The sequence below is a fragment of the Nonomuraea sp. NPDC052634 genome, from assembly GCF_040678535.1.
In the GTDB taxonomy this organism is placed as follows: Bacteria; Actinomycetota; Actinomycetes; order Streptosporangiales; family Streptosporangiaceae; genus Nonomuraea; species Nonomuraea fastidiosa.
Window position 1 is genome coordinate 352516 of sequence record NZ_JBFATY010000006.1, and the last position, 25988, is coordinate 378503.

The 25988-nt window shown below is 72.9% G+C and carries 21 protein-coding genes; 13 read left to right on the forward strand and 8 right to left on the reverse strand.

What is annotated here, in order from left to right; translation table 11 throughout:
• Positions 1–33 precede the first annotated feature (33 nt).
• The 8 genes from AB0K67_RS26855 to AB0K67_RS26890 all read left to right on the forward strand — a co-directional run bounded on the left by AB0K67_RS26855 (position 34) and on the right by AB0K67_RS26890 (position 9592).
• Positions 34–495 carry a VOC family protein gene (locus AB0K67_RS26855; RefSeq protein WP_364065574.1) on the forward strand — a complete coding sequence of 154 codons (462 nt, stop codon included), beginning with the start codon at positions 34–36 and terminating at the stop codon, positions 493–495.
• 34 nt (positions 496–529) lie between these two features.
• Positions 530–1375: an amidohydrolase family protein gene (locus AB0K67_RS26860; RefSeq protein ID WP_364065577.1), complete on the forward strand. Its 846-nt coding sequence runs from the start codon at positions 530–532 to the stop codon at positions 1373–1375.
• Positions 1372–2460 carry a Gfo/Idh/MocA family oxidoreductase gene (locus AB0K67_RS26865; protein ID WP_364065580.1) on the forward strand — a complete coding sequence of 363 codons (1089 nt, stop codon included), beginning with the start codon at positions 1372–1374 and terminating at the stop codon, positions 2458–2460. The genes AB0K67_RS26860 and AB0K67_RS26865 overlap by 4 nt, the downstream gene beginning before the upstream one ends.
• Entirely contained in the window at positions 2457–3470 is a 1014-nt protein-coding gene (locus AB0K67_RS26870; protein ID WP_364065583.1) for a LacI family DNA-binding transcriptional regulator, read from the forward strand. The genes AB0K67_RS26865 and AB0K67_RS26870 overlap by 4 nt, the downstream gene beginning before the upstream one ends.
• Positions 3471–3968: 498 nt before the next feature.
• Positions 3969–4928 carry an arabinan endo-1,5-alpha-L-arabinosidase gene (locus AB0K67_RS26875; RefSeq protein ID WP_364065586.1) on the forward strand — a complete coding sequence of 320 codons (960 nt, stop codon included), beginning with the start codon at positions 3969–3971 and terminating at the stop codon, positions 4926–4928.
• Between the two features lie 147 nt (positions 4929–5075).
• Positions 5076–6101 carry a LacI family DNA-binding transcriptional regulator gene (locus AB0K67_RS26880; protein WP_364065589.1) on the forward strand — a complete coding sequence of 342 codons (1026 nt, stop codon included), beginning with the start codon at positions 5076–5078 and terminating at the stop codon, positions 6099–6101.
• On the forward strand, positions 6098–8104 hold the full coding sequence (locus AB0K67_RS26885) for a beta-galactosidase (RefSeq protein ID WP_364065592.1): 2007 nt from the start codon (positions 6098–6100) through the stop codon (positions 8102–8104). Before AB0K67_RS26880 ends, AB0K67_RS26885 begins: the two co-directional genes overlap by 4 nt.
• Before the next feature lie 93 nt (positions 8105–8197).
• Positions 8198–9592 (forward strand): GH1 family beta-glucosidase, encoded by a 1395-nt coding sequence (locus AB0K67_RS26890; RefSeq protein ID WP_364065595.1) that lies wholly within the window; start codon positions 8198–8200, stop codon positions 9590–9592.
• Between the two features lie 27 nt (positions 9593–9619).
• Here the strand turns inward: AB0K67_RS26890 and AB0K67_RS26895 are convergent, their stop codons facing one another.
• From AB0K67_RS26895 to AB0K67_RS26910, 4 genes are all read right to left on the reverse strand, one after another.
• Positions 9620–10453 carry an SAM-dependent methyltransferase gene (locus tag AB0K67_RS26895; protein ID WP_364065598.1) on the reverse strand — a complete coding sequence of 278 codons (834 nt, stop codon included), beginning with the start codon at positions 10451–10453 and terminating at the stop codon, positions 9620–9622.
• A gap of 98 nt (positions 10454–10551) precedes the next feature.
• Positions 10552–11187 carry a nitroreductase family protein gene (locus tag AB0K67_RS26900; RefSeq protein ID WP_364065601.1) on the reverse strand — a complete coding sequence of 212 codons (636 nt, stop codon included), beginning with the start codon at positions 11185–11187 and terminating at the stop codon, positions 10552–10554.
• A 76-nt stretch (positions 11188–11263) separates the two neighbouring features.
• Positions 11264–12367: an arabinogalactan endo-1,4-beta-galactosidase gene (locus AB0K67_RS26905; RefSeq protein WP_364065603.1), complete on the reverse strand. Its 1104-nt coding sequence runs from the start codon at positions 12365–12367 to the stop codon at positions 11264–11266.
• Positions 12364–14361 carry a beta-galactosidase gene (locus AB0K67_RS26910; protein WP_364065606.1) on the reverse strand — a complete coding sequence of 666 codons (1998 nt, stop codon included), beginning with the start codon at positions 14359–14361 and terminating at the stop codon, positions 12364–12366. The genes AB0K67_RS26905 and AB0K67_RS26910 overlap by 4 nt, the downstream gene beginning before the upstream one ends.
• Positions 14362–14539: 178 nt before the next feature.
• On the opposite strand from AB0K67_RS26910, the gene AB0K67_RS26915 reads away from it, so the two are divergent.
• From AB0K67_RS26915 to AB0K67_RS26930, 4 genes are read left to right on the forward strand one after another with little or no spacing between them, the layout of a single operon-like run.
• A complete protein-coding gene (locus tag AB0K67_RS26915; protein ID WP_364065609.1) occupies positions 14540–15856 on the forward strand; it encodes a sugar ABC transporter substrate-binding protein in 1317 nt (438 codons plus the stop codon).
• Positions 15853–16755 carry a sugar ABC transporter permease gene (locus AB0K67_RS26920; protein WP_364065612.1) on the forward strand — a complete coding sequence of 301 codons (903 nt, stop codon included), beginning with the start codon at positions 15853–15855 and terminating at the stop codon, positions 16753–16755. The genes AB0K67_RS26915 and AB0K67_RS26920 overlap by 4 nt, the downstream gene beginning before the upstream one ends.
• Entirely contained in the window at positions 16752–17633 is an 882-nt protein-coding gene (locus tag AB0K67_RS26925; RefSeq protein ID WP_364065615.1) for a carbohydrate ABC transporter permease, read from the forward strand. The genes AB0K67_RS26920 and AB0K67_RS26925 overlap by 4 nt, the downstream gene beginning before the upstream one ends.
• Positions 17630–18625 carry a LacI family DNA-binding transcriptional regulator gene (locus AB0K67_RS26930; RefSeq protein WP_364065618.1) on the forward strand — a complete coding sequence of 332 codons (996 nt, stop codon included), beginning with the start codon at positions 17630–17632 and terminating at the stop codon, positions 18623–18625. The genes AB0K67_RS26925 and AB0K67_RS26930 overlap by 4 nt, the downstream gene beginning before the upstream one ends.
• 102 nt (positions 18626–18727) lie before the next feature.
• Here AB0K67_RS26930 and AB0K67_RS26935 read toward each other — a convergent pair whose 3' ends face one another.
• The 3 genes from AB0K67_RS26935 to AB0K67_RS26945 all read right to left on the reverse strand — a co-directional run bounded on the left by AB0K67_RS26935 (position 18728) and on the right by AB0K67_RS26945 (position 23022).
• On the reverse strand, positions 18728–19105 hold the full coding sequence (locus AB0K67_RS26935) for a YchJ family metal-binding protein (RefSeq protein WP_364065621.1): 378 nt from the start codon (positions 19103–19105) through the stop codon (positions 18728–18730).
• 5 nt (positions 19106–19110) lie between these two features.
• Positions 19111–19944 carry an NAD-dependent protein deacetylase gene (locus AB0K67_RS26940; protein WP_364065624.1) on the reverse strand — a complete coding sequence of 278 codons (834 nt, stop codon included), beginning with the start codon at positions 19942–19944 and terminating at the stop codon, positions 19111–19113.
• A gap of 69 nt (positions 19945–20013) precedes the next feature.
• Positions 20014–23022 (reverse strand): hypothetical protein, encoded by a 3009-nt coding sequence (locus AB0K67_RS26945; protein WP_364065627.1) that lies wholly within the window; start codon positions 23020–23022, stop codon positions 20014–20016.
• Between the two features lie 1313 nt (positions 23023–24335).
• Between AB0K67_RS26945 and AB0K67_RS26950 the strand changes: the two genes are divergently transcribed.
• Positions 24336–25388, forward strand: coding sequence for a PP2C family protein-serine/threonine phosphatase (locus tag AB0K67_RS26950; RefSeq protein WP_364065630.1), 1053 nt, complete (start codon positions 24336–24338; stop codon positions 25386–25388).
• Positions 25389–25594: 206 nt separating this feature from the next.
• Here the strand turns inward: AB0K67_RS26950 and AB0K67_RS26955 are convergent, their stop codons facing one another.
• Positions 25595–25957, reverse strand: a complete 363-nt coding sequence (locus AB0K67_RS26955; RefSeq protein ID WP_364065633.1) for a nuclear transport factor 2 family protein — start codon at positions 25955–25957, stop codon at positions 25595–25597.
• Positions 25958–25988 lie beyond the last annotated feature (31 nt).

Sequence of the window (25988 nt, forward strand, 5' to 3'; positions counted from 1 at the left end):
GGCGCGGCCGGCCGCCGGACAGGAGGCGATGCGATGAGAGGCGTCTGGCATTTCTCGTTCACGGTGGCCGACCTGGACAGGAGCGTGGCCTTCTACCGCGACCTGCTCGGCTTCACGCTCGTGCACACGCAGGTGCAGGACAACGACTACACCCGCCGCCTGGTCGGCTACCCCGACGCGGTGCTGCGGGTGGCCCAGCTCGCGGTGCCGGGACAGCCGCGCGGCGTCTCCACCCACGACCTGGAGCTGGTCGAGTACGTCCGGCCGCGCGGTGCGCCCCGCGACCCGGCCCGCCACCTGCCCGGCGCCGCCCACCTGGCGCTCACCGTCGAGGACGCCCGCGCCGAGCACGCCAGGCTGTCGGCCGCGGGAGTGCGCTTCGTCAACCCGCCCGCCGAGATCACCGCGGGCGTGAACAAGGGCGGTTACGCCTGCTACTTCCTCGACCCGGACGAGATCACGCTGGAGCTCGTCCAACCTCCTGCTACCTTGTGACGCTCAAACGATTGATCATGGGAAGGGGAGCTGGATGACCGTCATCGACGCCCACCAGCACTTCTGGAACCTGGAGACGGGTTCGTACCCCTGGCTGACGCCGGAGTCGGGGCCGATCTTCCGTACGTTCGAGCCGCCGGAGCTGCTGCCCCAGCTCACCGCGGCCGGGGTGGACCGCACGGTCCTGGTGCAGGCGATGGACTCCTATGAGGACACCGGCGCGATGCTCGCCCAGGCCGACGCCTACGACGTCATCGGCGCGGTGGTCGGCTGGGTGCCGCTGCTGCGGCCCGAGGAGGCGGCCGAGGCGCTGGAGCGGTACCGGCGGCATCCGAAGTTCGCGGGCGTCCGGCACCTCATCCACGACGAGCCCGACCCCGACTGGGTGCTGCAGGAGCCGGTGATCGAAGGGTTGAAGCTGCTGGCGGCGGCCGGGGTGCCGTTCGACGTGGTGGCGGTGCTGCCGCGCCACCTGGAGCACGTGCCGGTGCTGGCCGAGCGGGTGCCGGGGCTGCGCATGGTGATCGACCACCTGGCCAAGCCGCCGATCAAGGAGAAGGGCTGGGAGCCCTGGGCGTCGCTGCTGGCCAGGGCGGCGGAGTGCCCGGACGTGTACGCCAAGGTGTCGGGGCTCAACACCGCGGCCGACGCCGAGACGTGGACGGGTGAGGACCTGCGGCCGTACGTCGAGCACGCGATCGAGCTGTTCGGCCCCGAGCGGCTGATGTTCGGCAGCGACTGGCCGGTCGCCACGCTCGCCGGCGACTACGCCAAGGTGTGGCGGGAGACGCTGGTCGCGCTGTCGGGCCTGGACGAGGCCGGCCGCGCGCAGGTGCTCGGCGGCACCGCGGCCCGCTTCTACGGGATGGAGGAGCAGTGATCGACGTTTTCGCGCCCATCGCGGCCGCCGCCGATCTGACGATCCCGGCCGGGCACCGCCGGCCGGTCGCGATCGTGGGCGCCGGGGCCATCGTGGACGTGGCCCACCTGCCCGCCTACCGGCAGGCCGGGCTGGAGGTGACCGGCCTGTACGACCTGAACGCGGAACGCGCCGCCGAGGTGGCCGCCCGGCACGGGGTGCCGCGCGTGTACGGGTCGCTGGAGGAGCTGCTGGCCGACGAGCGGGCCGAGGTCGTGGACATCGCGGTCGCGCCGGCCGCGCAGCCCGGCATCGCGCGGCAGGCCCTGGAGGCGGGCAAGCACCTGCTGTGCCAGAAGCCGTTCGCGCCCGACGTGGCCACCGGGCGGGAGCTGGTGGAGCTGGCGGGCAAGGCCGGCCGCAAGATCGCGGTCAACCAGCAGCTCCGCTTCGACGAGGGCATCGCGGCCGCCCGCGCCATGGTGCGTCAGGGGTGGATCGGCGCGCCGACGGCGATGACGTTCACCGTCGACATCTTCACCGACTGGAGCGCCTGGGACTGGCTGGTCACCACCGACCGGCTGGAGATCGTCTACCACTCGATCCACTACCTCGACGCGATCAGATCCGTGCTGGGCGACCCCGAGCTGGTCTTCTGCACCGGCAGCCGCACGCCGGGGCAGGTCGCCAAGGGCGAGACGCGCACGATGAGCACGCTGGTCTATCCGGGCGAGGTGCGGGCGCTGGTGCACGCCACCCACGAGAACCGCACCGGCGACGGCGAGGCGACCTTCCGCATCGACGGCACCGAGGGCGCGATCAAGGGCACGCTCGGCCTGCTGTACGACTATCCGCACGGCCGCCCCGACACCCTGGAGGTGAACAGCCGGGTGCTGCCGACGGACGGCTGGCTGCCGTACCCGGTGACCCGGCGCTGGCTGCCCGACGCGGTGGCCGGGCCGATGGGGTCGCTGCTGCGGGCGATCGCCGAGGGCGGCGAGCCGGAGACCTCGGGCGCCGACAACCTCGGAACGCTGCGCCTGCTCGACGCGCTCTACCGGTCGATGGACAGCGGCCAGAGCGTACGCCCGGGATCGCCGTCATGAAGCGCGCCCGCGTGACGCTCGCCGACGTCGCCGCGGTCGCGAAGGTCGACAGGGCCGTGGTCTCGCGGGTCGTCAACAAGGACCCGACGCTCAACATCCGGCAGGAGACGCGCGAGCGCGTGCTCGCCGCCATCGAGGAGCTGGGCTACCGGCCGAACGTGGCCGCGCGCAGCCTGCGCACCTCGCGGGCGCACATGTTCGGGCTGTTCATCCCCGACTTCGCCAACCCCGTCTACGCCGAGATCATCAAGGGCGCGGAGGCGGAGGCGGCCGCGCAGGGCTACGTGCTGGTCACCGGCAGCGCGATCGGGGCCGGGCTCGGCGAGTACATGGACCGCATCGGGCAGGGCCGCATCGACGGGCTGCTGCTGGCCGGGACCGGCGACGACTCCGGCCTGACCGCGCAGCTCGACCGGGCGGCGATCCCGTGGCTGATGCTCAACAACCGCAGCAGGGGCGTCAAGCGCTACGTCATCCTCGACGACCAGCGGGCCGCCGCGCTCGCCGTCGAGCACCTGGTACGCCTCGGCCACCGCCGCATCGCGCATCTGGCGGGCCCGTCCCGCGCCGACACGGCCGCGCGCAGGTCGGCGGGCTACTCGGCGGCCATGCGCGACGCCGGCCTGCCGGAGGGGCCGATCACGGCGGCCGACTACACGCCCGCGGGCGGGGCGGCGGCGATGGCCAGGCTGCTCGCGAACGCCCCCGAGGGCGAGCGGCCGACGGCGGTGTTCGTCGCGAACGTGGCCTCGGCGATCGGGGCGATGGACGCCGCGCGGGCGGCCGGGCTGGAGATCCCGCGCGACCTGTCGATCGTCGCGGTGCACGATCTCGACCTGGCCGGCTATCTCAACCCGGCGCTCACCACCGTCCGGATGCCGCTGGCCGAGCTGGGCCGGCGCGGGGTGACGCTGCTGGGCGGCCTCGACCCGGACGCGACGGTGGCCGAGGTGCTGGCCGGGCCGATCGAGCTGATCCAGCGCCGCTCCACCGCTCCCCCACCGAGCTGAGCCCGCCGCCGCTCCCCTGCCCCCACCGAGCTGAGCCCGCCGCCGCTCTCCTGCCCCCACCGAGCTGAGCCCGCCGCCCGGAGCCGGCCGCAGCGGGCCAGGCGCAGCGGGCCAGGCCATGGGGCACCGCGCTGAGACTGTCAGGCCGGATCACGGCCACGGCGGAGCCCGGCCGGACGCGGGGCCGTCCGGCCGGTGCGGGTGACGCGGCGCAGCTTCCGGCGGCGCTGATGCCGAGCGCTGATGTTAGCGCTAACATCACGGTTCGAAAGCGGCCCGAACCTACGAACGTCAAGCCGCCGCGTCAAGACCCGCCCCCGCGCCGCACCGCATCGCCGCAGCTCAGGAGCAAGCGACGGGAGCCGGTGCCATGTAACTTTCACGCCCGCGCACCCCAGGGTTGACGCTCGCGGAAAACCGCGCCTACATTGCCTGCGACGCAACCGGCGCAGCGTCCGGCAGGCGAAGCGGTCACCTTTCCCGTTCGAAGGAGGACCCTTGCGCCGCCTGTCCCGTCTCGTCGCCGCCGCCGCGGCGGCGCTCACGCTCACCGCGGCCGCGCTCGCCTATCCCGGCCCCGGCCGGGTCACCGGTGACGTGGTCGTGCACGACCCCACGATGATCCGCACCCCGTCCGGCTACGTGCTCTACTCCACCCACGGCTACCTGGAGGCCCGGACCTCGACCGACCGCATCCACTTCACCAGGGCGGGCAACGCCTTCGGCACGCCGCCGTCGTGGTGGCGTACGTACTCGTCGGGCAACGACCCGTGGGCGCCCGACATCTCCCAGCAGGGCGGAAGATACCTGATGTACTACGCGGTCTCCAGCTTCGGATCGAACAACTCGGCGATCGGCCTGGCCACCAGCTCGACCGGCCAGCCGGGCACCTGGACCGACCAGGGCATCGTCTACTCCACGACCACCGGCTCCGACCACAACGCGATCGACCCCAACCTGCTGGTGGACGCCCAGGGCCGGTGGTGGCTGAGCTTCGGGTCGTACTGGACGGGCATCAGGATGATCAGGCTCGACCCGGCGACCGGCAAGCGCCACTCCTCCGACCGCACGCTCTACCACCTGGCCACCCGGCCTGACGCGCCGTACGCGGTGGAGGCGCCCGCGATCATCCGGCACGGGAACTACTACTACCTGTTCGCCTCCTACGACCGGTGCTGCGCCGGGCTGGACAGCACGTACAAGATCAAGGTGGGCCGCTCGACCAGCCCCACCGGCCCGTACGTGGACCGCTCGGGCCGCCGGATGCTGGACGGCGGCGGCACGATGGTGCTGGAGACGCACGATCAGGTCGTCGGCCCAGGCGGGCAGAGCCTGATGTCGGACGTGGACGGCGACCTGCTCGTCTACCACTACTACGACCGCAACGACAACGGCACGCCGAAGCTCGGGATCAACCTCATCGGCTGGGACTCGGCCGGCTGGCCGTACGTGTACTGACCCGCGCACACCGGCGGGCGGCGGGCGCGATGGCGCCCGCCGCCCGTCCAGCGTTCGAGATGGCCGCGCTCCACCATTGACAACGCCGCAAATCGGACTTTAGGTTGTCGAAACGTTTCGATTTCTCATATCGACCGTTGGAGCGCCATGACCTCATTGCGCGACGTGGCAGCACGCGCGCAGGTGGCCGTCAGCACCGTCTCGGCCGCGCTCAACGGCACCCGTCCGGTGGCGGCGGCCACCAAGCTGCGCATCGAGCAGGCCGCCCGCGAGCTCGGCTACCGGCCGAACCTGCTGGCCAGGGGCCTGCAGAGCAAGCGCACGAGGATCCTCGCGCTGCTGTTCCCGCCGCCGGCCGGCGGCTTCGGCCCGACGGGGATGGGCTTCGCCACCGCCGCGGCCGAGGCCGCCAAGGAGCTCGGCTACCACGTGCTGCTCTCCCCGGAGAGCGCCGCCCCGGTCGAGGAGCTGCGCCACCTGACCGGGCTCGGGCTGGTGGACGGCGTGCTGCTGATGGAGGTGCGGCTCGACGACGAGCGGCCGGCGTTCCTGGCGCGCGCCGGGGTGCCGTTCGCGATGATCGGGCGCACCCGCGACCCCGAGGGCATCGACTACGCCGACATCGACTTCGCCGCCACGGCGCGGCAGGCCGTGGCGCACGTGGCCGGGCTCGGCCACCGGGTGCTGGCCTTCGTCAACTCGCCCGCCGCCGCGTTCGAGGCCGGGTACGGCCCGGCCGTCCGCTCCTCCGCCGCGCTCGCCACGGCCGCCCGCGAAGCCGGGCTCGACTACGTGGACGGCGGCCACGCGGGCTCCCGCGAGGAGGGCGCGCGGGCGCTGGACGCGCTGCTCGACGTCCGCCCCGACGTCACGGCGCTGGCCGTGATGGGCGACCGGGCGGCGGCCGGCGTGCTCGCCGCCGCGGCGCGGCGCGGCCTGCGCGTGCCCGACGACCTGACGCTGCTGCTCGTGCTGGCGTCGGCGCGGGTCGCGGAGATCTTCCATCCCAGGCTGACCACGCTCGAGCCGCCCAGCGCGGAGCTGGGCAGGCTGGGCGCCCGCATGCTCATCGACCGGTTGGGCGGCGGCGGGCCGCCCCGGCAGCGCCTGGTGCCCTGCCGGCTGGTGACCGGCGACAGTTCCGCACCACCTCGTACGGGAGCCGCTTCGTGAAGCTCGGTATGCACACCCTCACCCAGAGACGGGGACTGCTGTTCGGCGGGGATTACAACCCCGAGCAGTGGCCTGAGGAGGTGTGGGCACAGGACGCCGCGCTGATGCGCGACGCCGGGGTCAACCTGGTCACGGTCGGCGTGTTCAGCTGGGCGCGGCTGGAGCCCGAGCCGGGCAAGCGCGACTTCGGCTGGCTGGACCGGCTGCTCGACCTGATGGCCGCGCATGACATCGGCGTGGACCTGGCCACGCCGACGGCCTCGCCGCCGCCGTGGCTGGGCCACCGCTGGCCGGAGACGCTGCCCGTGGACGAGCACGGCCACACGCTCTGGTACGGCGCGCGCAACCAGTTTTGTCCTTCTTCGTCCGTTTATTGGGAGCGCTCCCTCGATCTTGTGACCTCGCTGGCCGACCGCTACGCCGGTCATCCGGCGCTGGCGATGTGGCACGTCGGCAACGAGTACGGCCAGGTCTGCTTCTGCGACGCCTCGGCCGCCGCGTTCCGGAGCTGGCTGCGCGAGCGGTACGGCGGCCTCGACGGGCTCAACGAGGCGTGGGGCACGACGTTCTGGAGCCAGGGCTACTCCGACTGGGCGGAGGTGCTGCCGCCGCGCGCCGCCCCCTACATCGTCAACCCGAGCCAGCGGCTGGACTGGCGGCGCTTCTGCTCCGACCAGATGCTCGCGCACTTCCGCGCCCAGCGGGACGTGCTGCGCGCCCGCACCCCCGGCGTGCCGGTCACCACGAACTTCATGGGCCTGTTCAAGGGCATCGACTCCTGGGCGTGGGCCGAGGAGGAGGACGTGGTCGCCAACGACTGCTACCCCGAGCCCGGCGACCCGCTCACCCCGGCCAGGACCGCGCTCACCCACGACCTCATGCGCGGCCTGGCCAAGGGCCGGCCGTGGCTGCTGATGGAGCAGGCCACCAGCGCCGTCAACTGGCGCCCGCACAACCTGCCCAAGCCGCCGGGACAGTTCCGCCTGGAGTCGCTGCAGGCGCTGGCGCGCGGCGCGGACGGGCTCTGCTACTTCCAGTGGCGGGCCTCCCGCTTCGGCGCCGAGCGCTTCCACGCCGCGATGGTGCCGCACGCCGGCCCCGAGACGCGGCTGCACCGCGCGGTGCGCGAGCACGGCCGGGAGCTGCGCAGGCTGTCGGGCGTGGCGGGCACGGAGGTGCCGGCGCGGGTGGCGATGATGTTCGGCTGGGAGAGCTGGTGGGCGCTGGAGGAGCGCGGGCGGCCCAGCGACCGGCTCAACGCCGACGAGCAGCTGCTGCGCTACTACGTGCCGTTCTTCGAGCGCGGCGTCGCCGTTGACGTGGTGCCGCCGGGGGCGGACCTGGACGCGTACGCGCTGGTCGTGGTGCCGAACCTGTTCCTCGTCAGCGACGAGCAGGCGGCCGGTCTCGACGCCTACGTCCGGCGCGGCGGGGTGCTCGTGGTGGGCCCGTTCTCCGGGGTGGCGGACCCGCGCGCGCACATCCGCATCGGGCGCTTCCCCGCGCCGCTGCGCGAGGTGCTCGGCGCCTCCGGCGAGGAGTGGCAGCCCGTGGGCGAGCCCGTACGGTGCCGCTGGCAGGGCGGCGCGGAGTTCACCGCCGACACCTGGACCGAGCTGCTGGCGGCCGAAGGCGCCGAGGTGGTGGCCGAGTACGCCTCAGGCGGCCTGGCCGGGCTGCCCGCCGTCACCCGCCACCGGCACGGCGACGGCCTGGCCTGGTACGTCGGCACCATGCCCGAGCCGGCCGCGCTCGCCGCGCTGGCCGAGCGGGTGCTGGCCGACGCGGGCGTGACGGGCGTGCTGCCCGCGCTGCCGCCCGGCGTGGAGGCGGTGCGCCGCGGCGAGGTGCTGTTCGTGCTCAACCACGGGACGGACACCGTACGGGTGGACCTGCCGGAACGCGCCGACGACCTGCTCACCGGCGCCACCGCCGAGGGCTCCGTGACGCTGGCGCCCCGCGAGGTCGCCGCGCTGGTCCCCACGGGCGGCGCCGCAGGATGATCACCCGCCGCACAGGTCCCGGCGGAAGCCGCCGGGCCGCCGCCCCCTGAACCTCCCTCTTCCTGAGATCACCTTTTGCCCACAAGGAGTGACATGTCCGCCTTTCCCGACAATTTCGTCTGGGGCACCGCCACCGCCGCCTACCAGGTGGAAGGCGCCTGGAACGAGGACGGCCGCGGCCCGTCCATCTGGGACACCTTCTCCCACACGCCCGGCCTGGTCGCCAACGGCGACACCGGCGACGTGGCCTGCGACCACTACCACCGGCTGGAGGAGGACCTCGACCTGCTGGCCGAGCTGCGCGTCGGCGCCTACCGCTTCTCCATCTCCTGGCCGCGCGTGCAGCCGGGCGGCAGCGGTCCGGTCAACGCCGCCGGGCTCGACTTCTACCAGCGGCTCGTGGACGGCCTGCTGAGCCGGGGCATCGCGCCGGTCGCCACCCTCTACCACTGGGACCTGCCGCAGGAGCTGGAGGACGCGGGCGGCTGGCCGAACCGCGACACCGCGCAGCGCTTCGCCGAGTACGCCAGGATCATGGGCGAGGCGCTCGGCGACCGCGTACGGACCTGGATCACGCTGAACGAGCCGTGGTGCTCGGCCTACCTGGGCTACGCCTCTGGCGTGCACGCCCCGGCGCGCACCGAGCCGGCCGCCGCGCTGGCCGCCGTGCACCACCTCAACCTGGGCCACGGCCTGGCCGTGCAGGCGCTGCGCTCGACCGCGGCCAAGGACGCGCAGATGTCGGTCACGCTCAACCTGCACCACATCCGCGGCGTGTCCGAGGCCGACGCGGACGCGGTGCGGCGCACGGACGCGCTGGCCAACCGGGCCTTCCTCGGCCCGATGCTGGAGGGCGCCTACCCGGCCGACCTGCTCGCCGACACCGCCGGGGTGACCGACTGGTCGTTCGTGCGCGACGGCGACACCGCGATCGCCAACCAGCCGCTGGACGTGCTCGGCGTCAACTACTACAACCCGACGCTGGTGCGGCACTGGGACGGCAAGGGCCCCAAGGAGACCGCCGACGGCCACCAGGACGGCGCGGCCTCGCCGTGGATCGCCTGCGACAGCGTGGAGTTCGTGCGCCAGCCCGGCCCGTACACGGAGATGGGCTGGAACATCGACGAGACCGGCCTGACCGAGCTGCTGCTGCGGCTGCACCGCGACTATCCGGGCCTGCCCGTCATGATCACCGAGAACGGCGCGGCCTTCCCCGACCCGGTCTCCCCCGACGGGCGCGTGCACGACAGCGACCGCGTCGACTACCTGCACCGCCACCTGACGGCGGTCGGCGAGGCCATCGCGCAGGGCGTGGACGTGCGCGGCTACTTCGTCTGGTCGCTGATGGACAACTTCGAGTGGGCGCACGGCTACGCCAAGCGGTTCGGCATCGTCCGGGTGGACCGCGAGACGATGGAGCGCACCTGGAAGGACAGCGCCTTCTGGTACCGCGACGTGGTCACCTCCGGCAAGCTGCCGGTCGGCTGAGCCGCGCGCCCGGTGGCCGTCCGGGGATCAGGGCTTGCGTGCCACGCCGCCCACGAAGGTGTGGTACGTGATCCCCGGCGCCGCCTGGTGGTCACCGGTCTCCGGCCGCCACTCGGGCAGCGGCACCAGGCCGGGCTCCAGCAGTTCGAGGCCCTCGAAGTAGGCCAGGATCTCCTCCCGGGTGCGCCAGCGGCCGGTGCCGAGGTGCTCGTTGAACAGCCGCTCCGCGGTGGCCGCCTGCTCGGACACCTCGGCCAGGGCCGGGCCCGGGTTGTGGAAGTGGGAGATCACCACGTGGCTGCCCGGCGCGAGCCTGCCGATGTAGCGGGCGGCGACGCCCTTCGGGTCGTCCTCGTCCCTGAGGTGGTGCAGGATGCCGAAGAGCAGCAGCCCGACCGGCTCGGAGAAGTCGATGAGGGCCCGCGTCCTCGGGTCGTCCATGACCTTCTCGGCCTCGCGGGCGTCGGCGTCGACGAACGTGGTGGTCTCGTCCACGGCCAGCAGCGCGCGGCCGTGGGCGAGCACGATCGGGTCGTGGTCGACGTAGACGACGTGGGCGCCGGGGCGTACGGACTGGGCCACCTCGTGCACGTTGCCCTGCGTGGGCAGCCCCGAGCCGATGTCCAGGAACTGCCGCAGTCCTGCCTCGCCCGCCAGGTAGCGGACGGTGCGCCGCAGGAACTCCCGGTTGGCCATCGCCGCCTGCGGCGCGTCCGGCGCGATCTTCAGAGCGGCGGCGGCCACCTGCCGGTCGACCTCGTAGTTGTCCTTGCCGCCGAGCATGTAGTCGTAGACGCGGGCGACGCTGGGCTTGCTCGTGTCGATCCCGCTGGGCGCGCTCTCCTGCTCACTCTCGGGCACTGTCGGCTCCTCTGGATCAGGGGTCTGGCGAAGATCCTAAGTCGAGAAGCCCGGCATCGAGCAGCGAATCTTGAAATATCGGGATTTGCGGTGAAAGGTCACCACTGGTCGATGTGCAGCACCGTGTCCAGCGGCTGCCGCTTGGCCCGCCCGAACGTCTCGCCCGTGTAGTAGGCGGTCGGGATGAGCACCCCCTGGCGCACGTCGCCCGGGATGCCGAGCAGCTCGGCGATCTCGTGCTCGTACGCCAGGTGCAGCGATGTCCACGCGGTGCCCAGGCCGCGGGCGCGGGCGGCGAGCATGTAGCTCCAGGCGGCGGGCAGCAGCGAGCCCCACAGCCCGGCCTGGTTGCCCTCGGGCAGGGCCGGCACGGTCAGGCAGCCGATCACCAGCACCGGCACCTCGCCCATGTGCTCGGCGAGGTAGGCGGCGCTTTCCGAGACCCGCTGCTGGACGGCGGCCCTGTCGGGGTCGTCGGCGAACAGCCGCCCTGCCGACGCCGCCGACTCGCGGTAGCGGCGCCACGCGCGCTCGTAGTAGCCGCCGATGGCCTTGCGCTTGTCCGGGTCGGTGACCACCACCCAGTGCCAGTTCTGCACGTTGCTGCCGGACGGCGCCTGGAGCGCGATGTCCAGGCACTCCTTGACCAGCTCCAAGGGGACCGGGCGGGTGAGGTCGAGGCGCTTGCGGACGCTGCGGGTCGTGGTGAGCAGCTCGTCTGCTGAGATCGTCATGCGCTTCATCATGCCCATCTCGGCGCGTCATCCCCCGCCCGGCCCCGCCCGGCTCGGGCCCTCAGACCCTGAGAGATCAGACGCTGCCGAGCACCGCGAGCGCGGGCAGCGCGCGGCCGTCGTAGCCGAACAGCGCCTGGTTCTCCCAGGCGTTGCCGGACGACGGGTCCGCCGGGTCCCAGCCGTTGCCGGGCACGGCGGTCCAGGTGGCCTCCCAGCTGTAGAGGCCGAGGCCGCGGCCGTCCGGGACGGCGCGGACGATGTCGGCGACCTTGGCCAGCATCGCCGACTGGCCCTGCGGCGTGGCGCGGTAGCCGGGGTACGGCTCGGCGCCGGTGATGATGTTGGGCCAGCCGTCGGCGTCGCCGGTGGTGAACGGGTAGGCGGTCTCGGCGACCAGCACCGGCTTGCCGTACCGGGCGGCCACGTCGTTGATGTTGGCCTGGAAGGTCTCCAGCGTGCCGTGCCAGTACGGGTAGTACGACAGCCCGATCACGTCGTAGCGGATGCCGTGGGATGCGGCGTTGTCGAACCACCACCGATACAGCCCGTTGTCACCGCCGTCGGCCAGGTGCAGCACGACCCTGGTGCTCGGGGAGACCGCCTTGACGGCGTCGTAGCCGGCGTTCAGCAGCGCGGCCGTGTTCGGCCAGGTGGAGTTGGCGCCGTCGGGCCACAGCAGGCCGCCGTTGATCTCGTTGCCGACCTGCACGAGGTCGGCGGTGGTGCCCTGGCGGCGCAGGGCGTCGAGCACGTCGTAGGTGTGGTCGTAGACGGCCTGCTTGAGCCGGTCGAACGGCAGCGACTGCCAGGCGGCGGGCTTGGTCTGCTTGCCGGGGTCGGCCCAGCTGTCGGAGTAGTGGAAGTCGACGAGCAGGCTCATGCCGAGCGCCTTGGCGCGCCTGGCGACCGCGAGGACCTGCGTCTTGGTGTTGTAGCCGTCGGCCGGGTTCACCCAGACCTTGAGCCTGATGGAGTTGACCCCGTTCTGCGCCAGGATGCGCAGGGCGTCGCCGGTGGTGCCGTTCGCGTCGCGGTAGACGCCGCCGAGCGCCTCCGACTTGGCCAGGCTGGAGACGTCCGCGCCTCTGATCGCGAGGGTGGCGGCCTGCCGCGCCTGAGCCGGTGGGGCGATGAGAAGGGCGGCGAATAACAGCAGTGCGGTGAGGATGCCTCTCATGGCGCTCTCCTAGGGTCGGGGGTTTCCTCGATGACCGTGACCGCCCCGGCCGCGACGGTGACCGGCCCGTCATGCCGCACGCCGTCGAACACGCTCACGCCGCTCACCCCCTCGACCGTCACGGCCTGGTCGCCGTGGTTGATCAGGAACAGGTGGCGGCCTCTGCGCACGAGTTCGAGGGTGTCGGGCAGGCCGCGCGGCCTGGTCACCCCGGCGTGGTCGAGCACCTGGCCGAGCAGGCCGGGCAGGCCGGTGACGGGCGCGGTGGCGAGGTACCAGGCGGTGCCGGCGCCGAGGTCGTGACGGGTGAAGGCGGGGTGCCCCGCGTCGGGGCCGGTGGCGAAGCCGCGCACGGCGGTGGCGCCGGCCAGGCGGACCCGTTCCGACCAGATGCGGGCCTCACCGTCCGCGGTGAGCGCCACCGTCTCGTGCTCGCGCAGCGGGTGGAACTCCTCGATCGACAGGCCGAGCAGCTCGCGCAGCGCGCCGGGGTGGGCGCCGGGGTGGATGGTGTCGTGCTCGTCCACGATGCCGGAGAAGTAGGACACGAGGAGGTTCCCGCCGGACTCGACGTACCGGTGGAGGTTCTTGGCGGACGCCTCGGTCAGCAGGTACGAGCTGGGCGCCACCACCAGCCGGTACCGCGACAGGTCGGCGGAGGGGTGGACGAAGTCCACCGTCACGTGCTCGCGCCACAGCGCCTCGTAGAAGGCGTCCATCCGCTCGCGGAACGTCAGGTCCACCGACGGCCGCCAGTCGAGCTCCAGCGCCCAGTACGACTCCCAGTCCCACACCAGCGCCACCTCGGCCCGCACCCGGCTGCCGCGCACCCCGGCCAGCCGCCTGAGGTCCGCGCCCAGCCGCACGATCTCCCGCCACTGCTCGGAGTCGGTCCCGGCGTGCGGCACCATCCCGGAGTGGAACTTCTCCGCGCCGAAGCGCGAGGCCCTGAACTGGAAGAACAGCACGCTGTCCGAGCCGCGCGCGACGTGCGCGAGGCTGTTGCGGCGCATCTCCCCCGGCCGCTTGGCGAGGTTGCGCGGCTGCCAGTTGACCGCGCCCGCCGAGTGCTCCATGAGCATCCACGGCTCGCCGCCGGCCACCGAGCGGGCGAGGTCGGCCGACATGGCGAGGTCGATGTGGTTGTCGGGCCGCTCGGCCTGCAGGTAGTGGTCGTTGGCGACGACGTCCAGCTCGCGGGCCCACTGCCACAGGTCCGTCGACTTGCAGTTGACCGTGCCGGCGAAGTTCGTGGTGACCGGCAGGTGCGGGGTCGCCTCGCGCAGGATGTCGCGCTGCAGCGCGTAGTGCGCGCGGTGCTCGCCGTCGCTGAAGCGGGCGTAGTCGAGCCGCTGGGCCGGATTGACCGCCGTGTGGTTGGCGCGCGGGGCGTCGATCTGCGACCAGTCGGTGTAGGTCTGTCCCCAGAACGTGGTGCCCCAGGCGTCGTTGAGCGCGGAGATGTCGCGGTAGGTGTGCCGCAGCCACTCTCGCCAGGCGGCCACGCTGTGCTCGCAGTAGCACTCGCCGAGCGGGGCGCCGTACTCGTTGTGCACGTGCCACATGACCACGGCGGGGTGGTCGCGGTAGTGCCCGGCCAGCGCGCGCACCAGCCGGGCGGTGGCCGCGCGGAACGCGGGCGCGCTGGAGCAGGCGCTCTGCCGACCGCCGAACCCGATCCGCACGCCCTCCCTGTTGACCGGCAGCACGTCGGGGTGGCGGGCGACGAACCAGGCGGGCGGCGCGGCGGTGGGCGTGGCGAGGTCGACCGCCACCCCGGCCGCGTGCAGCCGGTCGAGGATCTCGTCGAGCCAGCCGAAGTCGAAACGCCCCTCCTCGGGCTCCATCAGCGCCCACGAGAACATGCCCAGGCTCACCAGGTTGACCCCGGCCTCGCGCATGAGCTCGACGTCCTCTTCCAGCACCTCGCGCGGCCACTGCTCCGGGTTGTAGTCGCCGCCGAAGGCGATCCCGGCCGGTCGCTCCGGATACATCCGTCCCCCCGCACCATCTTTCTGTGAACGTGCACAGTAAAGCCGATCCGCCCGGGGAAGAACAGTCACCGCCCGGACTTACTTTCTCCAGGCGCGCAACGAGAACGTAACAACCCTTGACGCTCGAATGTGGGCTGTTTCACTCTGTGCACGTTCACAGAACCTTCTGGAGGTACGCATGCGCGCCCACCGCCTTGGAGCAGCACTGGCCGTCGCGCTCACGGCCACACTCGCGAGCTGCGCGTCCGGCGAACCCGCCGAAGCGCCCGAGGCGGCGCAGAGCCCGGCGACCGCCGCCCAGGGGCCCGTCAAGCTCACGTACTGGACGTGGGCCCCCAACATGGACAAGATCGTCGAGGTCTGGAACAAGGCCAACCCGGACATCCAGGTGACGGTCAGCAAGCAGGCCGGCGGCGACGACGCGGCGGCCAAGTTCCTCACGGCGGCGAAGGCCGGCAACCCTCCCGACCTGGTGCAGGCCGAGTACCAGCACCTGCCGTCGTTCATCGCGGCCGACGCGGTGGCCGACATCAAGGCCGAGACCGCCGCGATCAAGGGCGAGTTCACCGACGGGCTGTGGGGCCTGGTGACGCTGGGCACCGAGGGCGTCTACGGCATCCCGCAGGACAGCGGCCCGATGATGCTCTTCTACCGCAAGGACCTCTTCGACAAGTACGGCATCGACGTCCCGAAGACCTGGCAGGAGTACGCCGAGGCGGCGCGCACGGTCAGGAAGAAGGACTCCAAGGTGTACCTGGGCACCTTCTCCAGCAACGATCCGGGAGCGTTCACAGGTCTGGCGCAGCAGGCGGGCGCCCAGTGGTGGTCGATCAGCGGCGAGTCGTGGAAGGTGAACATCGCCGACGAGGCCACCGTCAAGGTCGCCGACTACTGGGGCGGCCTGGTGAAGGAGGGCGTCATCGACGACATGCCGTACTTCACCCCCGAGTGGAACAAGGCGCTCAACGACGGCAAGCTGCTCACCTGGCCGTCGGCCGTGTGGGCGCCGGGCGTGCTGTCCAGCAACGCCCCCAAGGGCAAGGGCAAGTGGGCGGTCGCGCCGCTGCCGCAGTGGAACGCGGGTGAGAGCTACAGCGGTTTCTGGGGCGGCTCGTCCACCGCCGTGGCGGCCAAGTCGCCGCACAAGGCGGCCGCCACCCGCTTCGCCACCTGGCTCAACACCGACCCGCAGGCCATCGACCTGCTGGTCAAGGAGGCCGCGATCTACCCGGCGGCCACCAAGGCGCAGTCGGCGCTCGGCGAGGCACCCGAGTACTTCTCCGGCCAGGCCGACTTCTGGCAGCAGGCCGCCGAGGTCTCGAAGGGAGCGCGCGGCTTCACCTTCGGGCCCAACGTGGGCGTGGCGTACAACGCGTTCAGGGACGGCTTCGGCAAGGCGCTGCAGAACGGCACCCCGTTCTCCGACGCGGTGCGCGGCATGCAGGAGGCCACGGTCGCCGACATGCGCAAGGCCGGCTTCCAGCTCGCGTCATGAAGCGTCCCTCGATGAGCCGGCCCGAGCGGGGGCCGTGGCCGTACCTGTTCCTGGCCCCCGCGATCGTGCTGTTCACGCTCTTCCTCGCGGTGCCCATCGGCTACACCGTCTACCTGGCGCTGCACCGCACCAAGGTGTCCGGGCTCGGCCTGGGCAAGGGCGCGCGCAGGGAGGTGTTCGCCGGGTTCGACAACTTCGCCGCCGCGCTGAGCGACGCCGAGCTGTGGGCCGGATGGCTGCGCGTGCTCGGCTACGGCACGCTGGTGCTGGTCGTGATGCTGGGGCTGGCGCTGCTGTTCGCGCTGCTGCTCGACACGGCGCGGGTGCGGCTCGCCCGCTTCTCCAGGATCGCGATCTTCCTGCCGTACGCGGTGCCGGGCGTGGCCGCCACGCTGCTGTGGGGCTTTCTCTACCTGCCCTCGCTCAGCCCCATCCGCCAGGTGCTGGACGTGGACTTCCTGAGCGCCACCACGGTCACGTACTCGATGGCGAACGTGGCGGTGTGGGGCGGCACCGGCTTCAACATGCTGGCGCTCTACACCGCGCTGCGCGCGATCCCCCGCGACCTGTACGAGGCCGCCCGCCTCGACGGCGCCTCCGAGCTGCAGATCGCGCTCCGCGTCAAGATCCCCATGCTGGCCCCGGCGATCATTCTGACCACGGTGTTCTCGATCATCGCGACGGTCCAGGTGTTCACCGAGCCCACCGCGCTGCGTCCGCTGACCAACACGATCAGCTCCACGTGGAGCCCGCTGATGAAGGTCTACCGCGACGCGTTCGTCACCGGCGACCTGTACTCGGCCGCCGCCACCTCGATCGTCATCGCGGCGATCGCGCTCGTGCTGTCCTTCGGGTTCCTGCGCATCGTCCGCGACCGCGCCTTCGGAGAGGGCCGATGACCACGCTCACCACCGCGGCCGCCACCGCCGCGCACCGCCGGCCCCGCGCCGCCGGCATGACCGGCCTGGTGCCGACGGCGCTGCTGCTGATCGGCGCGATCTACTGCCTGTTCCCCGTGGTGTGGGTGCTGATCGCGGCGACCAAGTCGCCCGCCGAGCTGTTCAGCACCGCCACGCTCTCCTTCGGCACCGGCTTCTTCGCCAACGTGGCCGAGCTGTTCGCCTACCGCGACGGCGTGTTCTGGCTGTGGGCGCTCAACACGCTCATCTACGCGGGCGGCGGCTCGCTGCTGTCCACCGCCGTCTCGGCGGTCTCCGGGTACGCGCTGGCGAAGTACCGCTTCCCCGGCCGCAGCGCGATCTTCAACCTGCTGATCGGCGGCATCCTCGTGCCGTCGGTGGTGCTCGCGGTGCCGCAGTACCTGCTGTTCTCGAAGGTCGGGCTGGCCGACAGCCACTGGGCGGTGCTGCTGCCGCAGATCCTCAACCCGTACGGCATCTATCTGGCCCGCGTCTACGCCACCGCGGCCGTGCCGGACTCGCTGCTGGAGGCGGGCCGCATCGACGGGGCGAGCGAGTGGCTGCTGATGCGGCGGGTGGCGCTGCCGCTGATGGTGCCGGGCATGGTGACGATCTTCCTGTTCCAGTTCGTAGCGATCTGGAACAACTTCCTGCTGCCGTTCATCATGCTCGGCGACGACGGCAAGTTCCCGCTCACGGTGGGCCTGTACACGCTGCTCGCGGCCGGCGCGAACCAGCCCTCCCTGTACAACCTGATCCTCACGGGCGCGTTCCTGTCGATCCTGCCGTTGATCGCGCTCTTCCTCACCATGCAGCGATACTGGAAGACCGACCTGTCCTCCGGAGCCGTGAAATGAAACGCCCTACGATCCACGACGTCGCCGCCGCCGCGGGGGTCTCCCGTGGAACGGTCTCCCGCCTGCTCAACGGGGACAAATACGTGAGCCCGGCGGCGCGCGTGGCCATCGAAAGGGCGATCTCCGAGACCGGCTACGTCGTCAACAGGGCCGCGCGCAGCCTGGTCACGCAGCGTACGGGGTCGGTCGTCATGGTGCTGTCCGAGCCGCACGAGAAGCTGTTCGAGGACCCCAACTACAGCACGCTCATCCGGGTCGCCATCCGCATGCTGGCCGAGCGCGACCTGTCGCTGGTGATGATGCTGGCCGGGAACGAGGGCGACCGCGAGCGCGTGGTCCGCTACGTGCGCGGCGGCCACGCCGACGGCGTGCTGCTGGTCTCGACGCACGCCGGCGACCCGCTGCTCGACGCGCTGAAGGACGGCCCGCCCGCGGTCTCGTGCGGCCCGGTCATCGGCCGCGAGACCGTCATCCCGTACGCCGCCGCCGACGACCGGCTCGGCGCCCGCCAGATGACCGAATACTTCGTGCGGCTCGGCCGCAAGCGCATCGCGATGATCACCGGGCCGATGGACACGCCGGGCGGCATCCAGCGCCTGGAGGGCTTCGCCGACGTGCTGGGCCGCAGGGCCACCAAGCGGCTCATCGCCCACGGCGACTGGACCCAGGCGAGCGGCGAGCGGGCCATGAAGGAGCTGCTGGAGCGCACCCCCGACATCGACGCGGTGTTCGTGGCCTCCGACCTGATGGCGGCGGGCGCGCTCGCGGCGCTGCGCGCGGCCGGTCGGCGGGTGCCCGACGACGTCGCGGTGGGCGGCTTCGACGACTCCTCGGTGGCGGTCTCGACGCACCCGCCGCTGACCACGATCCGCCAGCCGCTTGCGGAGACGGCGAAGGAGACCGTACGCCTGCTGCTCGCCCTCATCGACGGCGCCGAGCACGTCGAGCCGGTGGTCCTGCCCACCGAACTGATCATCCGCGAGTCGGCGTAGGGTCCGGCGGGCGGCCCGGGCGGCGGGTCGCGGGCGGGCGCGTCCGGGGGGCGGGTCGCGGGCGGGCGCGTCCGGGGGGCGATGGGGCCGGGCGCGGCGGGGTCAGACGACGCCCGCGTAGACCCAGCGGCCGTCGAGGCGGACGAAGCGGCTGTGCTCCTCCATGTGCCCGGGCCGCCCACGCTCGGTGTAGTGGGCGCGGAAGCGGACGGTGCCCTCGGTGTGCACGACGCTGCCCCCGCTGGTCTCCAGCACCTCGAGGCGCACCCACGTGACGCGCTTGTCGAGCCCGAGCCGCCGCGGCCGGTCGGACGGGTGCCAGGTGCGCAGCAGGTACGCCTCGTCGCCCACGCTGAAGGCGCTGAAGCGGGAGCGCATGAGCTGCTCGGCGGTGGTGGCCGTGGCCTCGCCCCGGTGCAGCCTGCCGCAGCAGTCGTGGTAGGAGGCGGGCAGGCCGCAGGGACACATGCGAGGAGGCATGGGCCCTATTGTGCCCCGAGCCGGGCGGTGAGGTCGGTCAGCGTCGGCCCGAGCGGGGCGTCGAGGGTGAGCGAGGCGTCGCCGTCGCCGCCGGTGGGGCCCTGGTTGACGATCGCGATGGGGATGCCGAGCTCGGCCGCCCTGGTGACGAAGCGCAGCCCCGACCTGATCGCCAGCGACGACCCGAGCACGAGCAGCGTCCTCGCCCGCTCGACCACCGCGAAGCACTGCTCCACCCGCGGTTTCGGCACGTTCTCGCCGAAGAACACCACGTCAGGCTTGAGCACGCCGCCGCAGCCCTCGCAGTCGACGACCTTGAACCCGGCGATCTGCTCGTCGGTGAGCACGGCGTCGCCGTCGGGGTTGATCGCGCCGCCCGCCTCCCAGCCGGGGTTCGCCTCGTTGAGGCGGCGCTCCAGCTCGGTGCGCGGGGTGCGCTCGCGGCACGCCAGGCAGACCACGCGGTCGAGCCCGCCGTGCAGCTCGATCACCTCCCGCGCACCGGCCGCCTGGTGCAGGCCGTCGACGTTCTGGGTGACGATCCCGGCCAGCAGGCCGCGCCGCTCCAGCTCGGCCACGGCGCGATGCCCGGCGTTGGGGCGGGCCGAGCCGATGTGCCGCCAACCGACGTGGCTGCGCGCCCAGTAGCGCTGCCGGGCCTGCGCGCTGCCGACGAACTTCTGGTACGTCATCGGCTCGGCCCGCCTGGACCGCCCTGTCGGCCCCCGGTAGTCGGGGATGCCGGACTCGGTGGACAGCCCCGCCCCGCTGAGCACGGCCACCCCGCCCTTGGCGACGAGTTCGGCAAGCTCGGCCACCTTCGTGGTGCTCGGTGTCACCTCTCTATGGTGCCTTCCGTCCCGCACCCCCGCGCCGTCCGCCGTCCGCCGTCCGCGAGAAAGGCGGGGTCACCGGCTGTAGCGGGTGGTCTCGCCGGGCCACGGGTAGGGGTGGACCGCGGACCGGCCGAACAGGCGGGCGGCGGGCTTCGAGACCGGTGCCCGGACGGCCGGGCCGGTCTCCTCGCGGCGGCTCGGGCCGGCCGGGCGCAGGTAGACGCAGCGCAGCTCGGCCGCGAACCGGTGCTCCCCGTCGCGCAGCCAGCACCCTTCGGGCCCCGGCAGCACCTCGCTCACCGTGATGCCCTCGCCTCCGGCGGCGAGCCGGGCGAGCCCTTCGAGCAGGGCGGGCGAGCGGGTGTCGACGTAGATGCGCTCGCGGGCGGTGGCGGCGTAGAACACGACGGGCAGCTCGTACGTCTCCCGCAGCCGGGCCATGCTCACCAGCAGGTCGCCGTCGCCGCCCGCCTGTCCGAGCGCCTCGAACGCGTCCGCCTCGAGATGCCGGCGCCGCCCGGCCAGCACGACGTTGTCCCAGGTCAGCCTGGGCATGCGGGGCAGGTCGTGGAAGCGGGGCAGCCGGAGCCTCGGCAGGGCGAGCGCCGTGTGCAGCGCGGTGTCGTGCTCGCCGTCGTTGAACAGCAGCGGCTCCTCGAAGCCCTTGGCGTGCAGGACGGCGCGGCGGCCGTCGCTGTGCACGTACAGCTCGTCGAGGCCGATCCTGCGGCGGCCGGGGTCGGCGGTCCCCCCGTTGAGCTCCAGCACAGGCCCTGGCAGGTCGGGCCGGGGCACGCCGTGCTCGGGCCTGGAGACGACGTTCAGCACCGTGAACCCGGCCAGCGCCCGCCGCACCTGCTCGTCGCGCTCGGCGAGGCAGGCGTCGCTCTCGTCGTGGAACTGCAGCGCCCACGGCGTGAGCAGCACCCCGTCGTGCAGGCCGGTCAGGACCAGCGGGGTGACGCCCGGCTCGTACGCCTCCAGCTCCGGCGCGGCCACCATCACATCCGCCGAGCACAGCACGGGCGCGGCCGGCGGGGCGGGTTCGTCGAGCAGGCCCGCGAGGTTCAGCACGGTGGCGCCCGGAGGGGCCGCGCGGACGAGCTCCGCGATGCGGGCGGACAGCCGGTCGCCGTGGTCGATCTCCAGGTCGCCGGTCATGCGCAGGGCGTCGGCCAGCGCGTACGTGCCGGGCCCGAGCCGTCCCGCCAGCAGCCGGTTGGTGCGCAGCCGGGTCAGCTCGGCCTCCTCGGCCAGCAGGTCGAGCACCCTCGGCACACGTTCCCGCAGGTCGGCGGCGAGCGCGTCGCCGATGCCGACCCGCAGCGTGCCCGCGGCGGCCTCGTGCACCACCGCCTGGTCGTCGCGGTGCCCGCCGAGTCCGGCCAGCGCCTCGATCCGCCGCTGCACGGCCAGCTTCACGTCGGGTGAGGCGGCGGGATACCTCGCGAGCAACTCGCTGATCTCCCCGACCCGCCGCCCCACCGGCAGCTCGGACCCGGACGCCTGGCCGGCGCCGCTCAGCCCGCGCTGCACGGGCACGCCCGCGGGAGCCACGAACCCCCGTCCGGACGTCCCCGACGCCCCCACCTGCCCCCGGCCCGGAGCTCCGGTGGACTGCCCCACCGGTCGCTCACCGGGGACGCCCTTCTCCCCCGCCCCGGCCCCGGACCGCCTGCCGGACCCGCTCCCGAGCCCGGACCCCGGCTCGCCCGCGAGACCGTTCGCGGACCCGCTCCCGCTTCCTGGCGCGCCAACGGAGCCGTTGCCCGGCTTGCCAACGGAGCCGTTGCCCGGCTTGCCAACGGAGCCGTTGCCCGGCTTGCCATCGGAACCGGACCCGGACCGCCCGGACCCCGGCCCGCCGTTGAGCGCGCCCCCGGCCGCACCAGAGCCCCCGTGCCCGGTGAGGTCGTCGCGCTCGGCGGCGGGCCGGAGCCCGGTGCCGCCGGGAGGAGGGAAGCCCGCGTGCGCGGGGTGCGGCGGCAGCCGGCACTCACAGGGAGCGATCGGCTGGACGCTCCCCCGGTGCGGTGCGGGCCCGCCCGGCCCCGGCAGGCCCGGGGTGGGGTCGTCGCCCTCGTGGATCGGGACGCCGCGGGCGGTCAGGCGGTCGCGCAGCCAGGCGAGCGGGTCGCACGCACCGGCGGGCGGGCACAGGTCGTGGGTGAGCAGCCCGCGCCGTACGGCCACGGTCAGTGCCGCCGCGGCGCGTTCCATGCCGATGCCGGTCTCGGCGGCGATCTCGGCGAGCGTGCGGCGGCCGTCGCAGTGACCGGTGAAGGCCGCACCGTCGCGTACCTCGCCCACCAGGGTCCTGCGGCGCGGCACCAGCCCGGCCACCAGCGTGGGATCGGCCAGGATGCGCTGCTGCAGCGCCTCGTTCACCCGGCCGGCCGGGTAGGCCAGCCGCTCGGCGTACACGCGGTGCCCCTGCCAGGTGTGGCCGGAGGGGCCTGGCCGTACGGTGCCGTAATTGAGCGGCCCGTAGCAGCCGTCGGTCTCGCACGAGGTGGTCAGCCGCTGCAGGTGGGCGGCGAGCTCGCGGCGGGTCCTGCCGCCCTTGGCGCCGTGTCGCAGGTCGCGGTAGAGGCCGGGCGCGGAGCACACGAGAGCGTCGAGGAAGCGTTCGTCGGCGGTCAGCTCCGCCACGGCGCCCCTGGTGAGAGCGGCGTCCCCGCCGACGAGCGCGGTGAGCGTGAGCCTGGCACGCTCCAGGAGGCCGGTGACCTCGTTCCAGGCGAGCACCCAGTTGCCCGCGTCGCCGGCCCCGGACACGACGGCCCCCGACGGCAGCGGCCGCAGATCGCGCAGGCGCCCCCGCAGCCCGCGCGACGGCCGTCCCGTCCCCGTGTCCGTGCTCGGACCCGTGCCCGCCCGGCCGTTGGCTGTGCCGGCCGGGCGCGGGTCGGCGGCGGGAGCGTCGGCGAGCAGGTCGAGTGCCTTGCGCTCCAGGTGTACGACGACCGCGGCCGCCTCCGCCGCCCTGAGGTAGGCGAGTGACAGCACCAGTTCCCATGGAAACCCGGCGCTGCGGACGACCACGGCCGGCAGCAGGGTCCAGTCGTGCTCGATGTCCATATGGACCGCTCCCTTTCCTGACAAGAATTCGCCGCCGCACCGCGTCTCAACTCAGATGCTTACAAGATCATTTATTTCTGTCAATGCGTTTGGCGAGGAAAAGAAAAACAAGAATCGAGGCCACCCTCTCCCGCCTTTACCACATTTACCTAGCAACTCCAGCAAACCCCTATAAAAGGGACGCGACTGTTTACTTTCCGTAGCCGACTGGCCTATCCTTCCCGCACACAGAGTCAACGCTCCGTATCCACCCAGCACCTGAATCGAGCCGAAAACGCATCAACGGCGGCCTCTCGGGGCCGTCGTTTTCTCGCCTTTGAAAACGCTTACGAGCGGCGCGCGACTACTTATCCGGCCGCTCGGATAAACGCGTGAATACGTCCGCGCGAAAGATTCTCATTTACTTGCCGGGGCAAGGTGGGGTCAAGGACGCGCGCCGCGGGCCGGATAGGCGAAACGGCCTGATAGAAGGTGACATGGGGGTGCGGGAGACAGTGACGGAAGACGCGCGACGGGGGCGCGGGAAGGGACCGGCCGCCGAAGGCCCGGCCAACGACGGCCACGCAACCGGTCCGAGTGACGGCCAGGCGGCCGCTCCGGCGAACGGCCACATCGCGGCTCCGGCCGAGGGCCACGAGGGCGGCCCAGCGGACGCCCAGGCGTCCGCCCCGGCCTACGACCACGCGGACGGCCCGGCTGGCGGCCACGCGAGCGTTTCCACGGATGGGCATGCGAGCGGCCCGGCCGACGGCCATGCGAGCGTTCCCCCGGATGGCCATGCGAACGTCCCGATCGGCCGTCCAGGGGATACGGCCCTTTCGGACGGCGGGCCACACAGCGAGCCGCGCGGCGATGCGAACGGCAAGCGCGCCCACCGGGCCGGCGGCGGAGTGGGCCATGAGCCGGGCGATGCGGCGAACGGCAGGCGAGCCGACCGAGCCGACAGCGGAGCGGGCGCCGAGCCGAGCAGCGGGACCAGCAGGAGGCGAGCCGACCACACCGACAGCGGAGCCGGCGCCGAGCCGAGCAGCGGGCGAGCCGACCGAGCCGACAGCGGAGCGGGCGCCGAGCCGAGCAGCGGGACCAGCAGGAGGCGAGCCGACCGCGCCGGCGGGCGTAGAGCCGGTAACCAGGCGGCAGGACGCGGGGGTGCCGATCGGGGCGGAGGGCGCCGGGGCGCCGAGCCGGGCGGGGGACGCCGGGCCGGTGGCGCTGCGGGCGGCTGGTCGGGCGGCGGCGGGCCGGCGAGGTGGCCGGGCGGCAGGTCGAGCGGCGGGTCCGGCGGCGGTCGCTACCTGTGGACGCCGTTGTTCGTGGCGGGGCTGCTCGTCGTCACGGCCGTCGTGCTCGCGCTCGACCTGACCACGGGCACGGCCATCCGGCTGTACCCGTTGCTGATCTTCCTCCCCGCCATCGTCTCGGGTCTCGGCGACGTCAAGCAGACGATCGCCGCCTCGGTGTGGGTGGTGCTGGTGGAGGTCGGCATCGGCTTCTTCCTGGGTGCGGAGGTCGACGACCTGCTGCTCGCGGCCTCGTTCACGACGGTGTTCGGCGTGGTGAGCGTGCTGAGCTGCCGGTACCGGGTGTGCCGGGAGGAGGAGGTGCACCGGCTGCGCTCGGCGGCCTCGGCGCTGCAGCGGCTCATCGTGCGCCCGCTCCCCCTCCGTACGGCGGAGGTCGCCGTGGACGGCCTCTACCACCCGGTGGAGGAGGACGCCCTGGTCGGCGGCGACATGTACGACGTGGCGGTCTCCCGGCACGGCACGCGGGTGCTGATCGCGGACGTCCAGGGCAAGGGCCTGCCCGCGATCGGCATGGCGCTGGCCGTGCTGGGCTCGTTCCGCGAGGCCGCCTACCGCGAGCACACGCTGACCGGCGTGGTGACGGCCCTGGAGACGACGGTGGTGCGGCAGAACGTGTTCGCCGCCATGACGGGCGAGCCCGAGCGGCTGGTCACGGCCCTCGTGCTGGACATCGCCGGAGACACGGACGTGGAGGCGGTCAACTGCGGCCACATCGCCCCGTTCGTGATGTTCAACGGCACGGCGTACCAGGTGAACCTGGGCGAGCCCGCCCTGCCGCTGGGGCTCGCGTCGCTGTGGCCGGAGCCGCGCCGCTCCGCACGGTTCCCGTTCCCGCTGGGCGCGACGCTGCTGCTGTGCACCGACGGGGTGACCGATGCGCGCGACCCGCGCGGCGCCTTCTACCCGCTGGAGCAGCGGCTGCGGCAGTGGGCGCCGCAGCCGCCGGTGCCGCTCGCCCGCGCGCTGGGCGCGGATCTGCGGGCGTTCACGGGCTCCGACGCCCGAGACGACATCGCGATCCTGACGCTGCGCCGCATGGGCCCGCCGACCATCCCCCCGTGAGCCACCCTCAAGCGCACAGCCCGTCGCACTTCTCACTCCTGCGCGGCTCGTGAGGGGAGCGCGCCCCGGTGGACTTCCGCATCCCCGGCAACCCGTGCTTCCCCGCGTGACGCGGTTCCTGTGCTCCGGCAGCCTGCACGAGGTCCCCGTGATCGCGCTGCACCACCGCCAGGCCGGCCCGCTCTCGGCCTGGCGGGACGCCCGGCCTAGATCGGCAGGCTCGGCTGGTCGATCACCCACAGCCACGTGCCGTCCTCCTGGCGGCGGGCCACCTCGACGGTGACGCCGCCGCCGGGCAGGCGTACGGAGGTGAGCGCCAGGTCGCCGCTGACCAGCGTGGGCTGCTGCTTCCCCGGGGTGAAGACCGGCCGGTCGGCGACCAGGGCCGCGTACGCCCGGCGGATCTCGTCGGTCCCCCTGGCGACCCCGCCGTCCGGCAGCGCCAGCACCGCGTCCGGCTCGTACAGCGCCACCAGCCCCTCGACGTCACCCGCGTTGAGCCGCTCGACGACGAAACGGCTAAGGTCCTCGGGCCGGGCGGCGCGCTCCCGGACGTCCTCCATCGTCATGACTCCTCATTTCTGTCAGAGCCTCGCGACA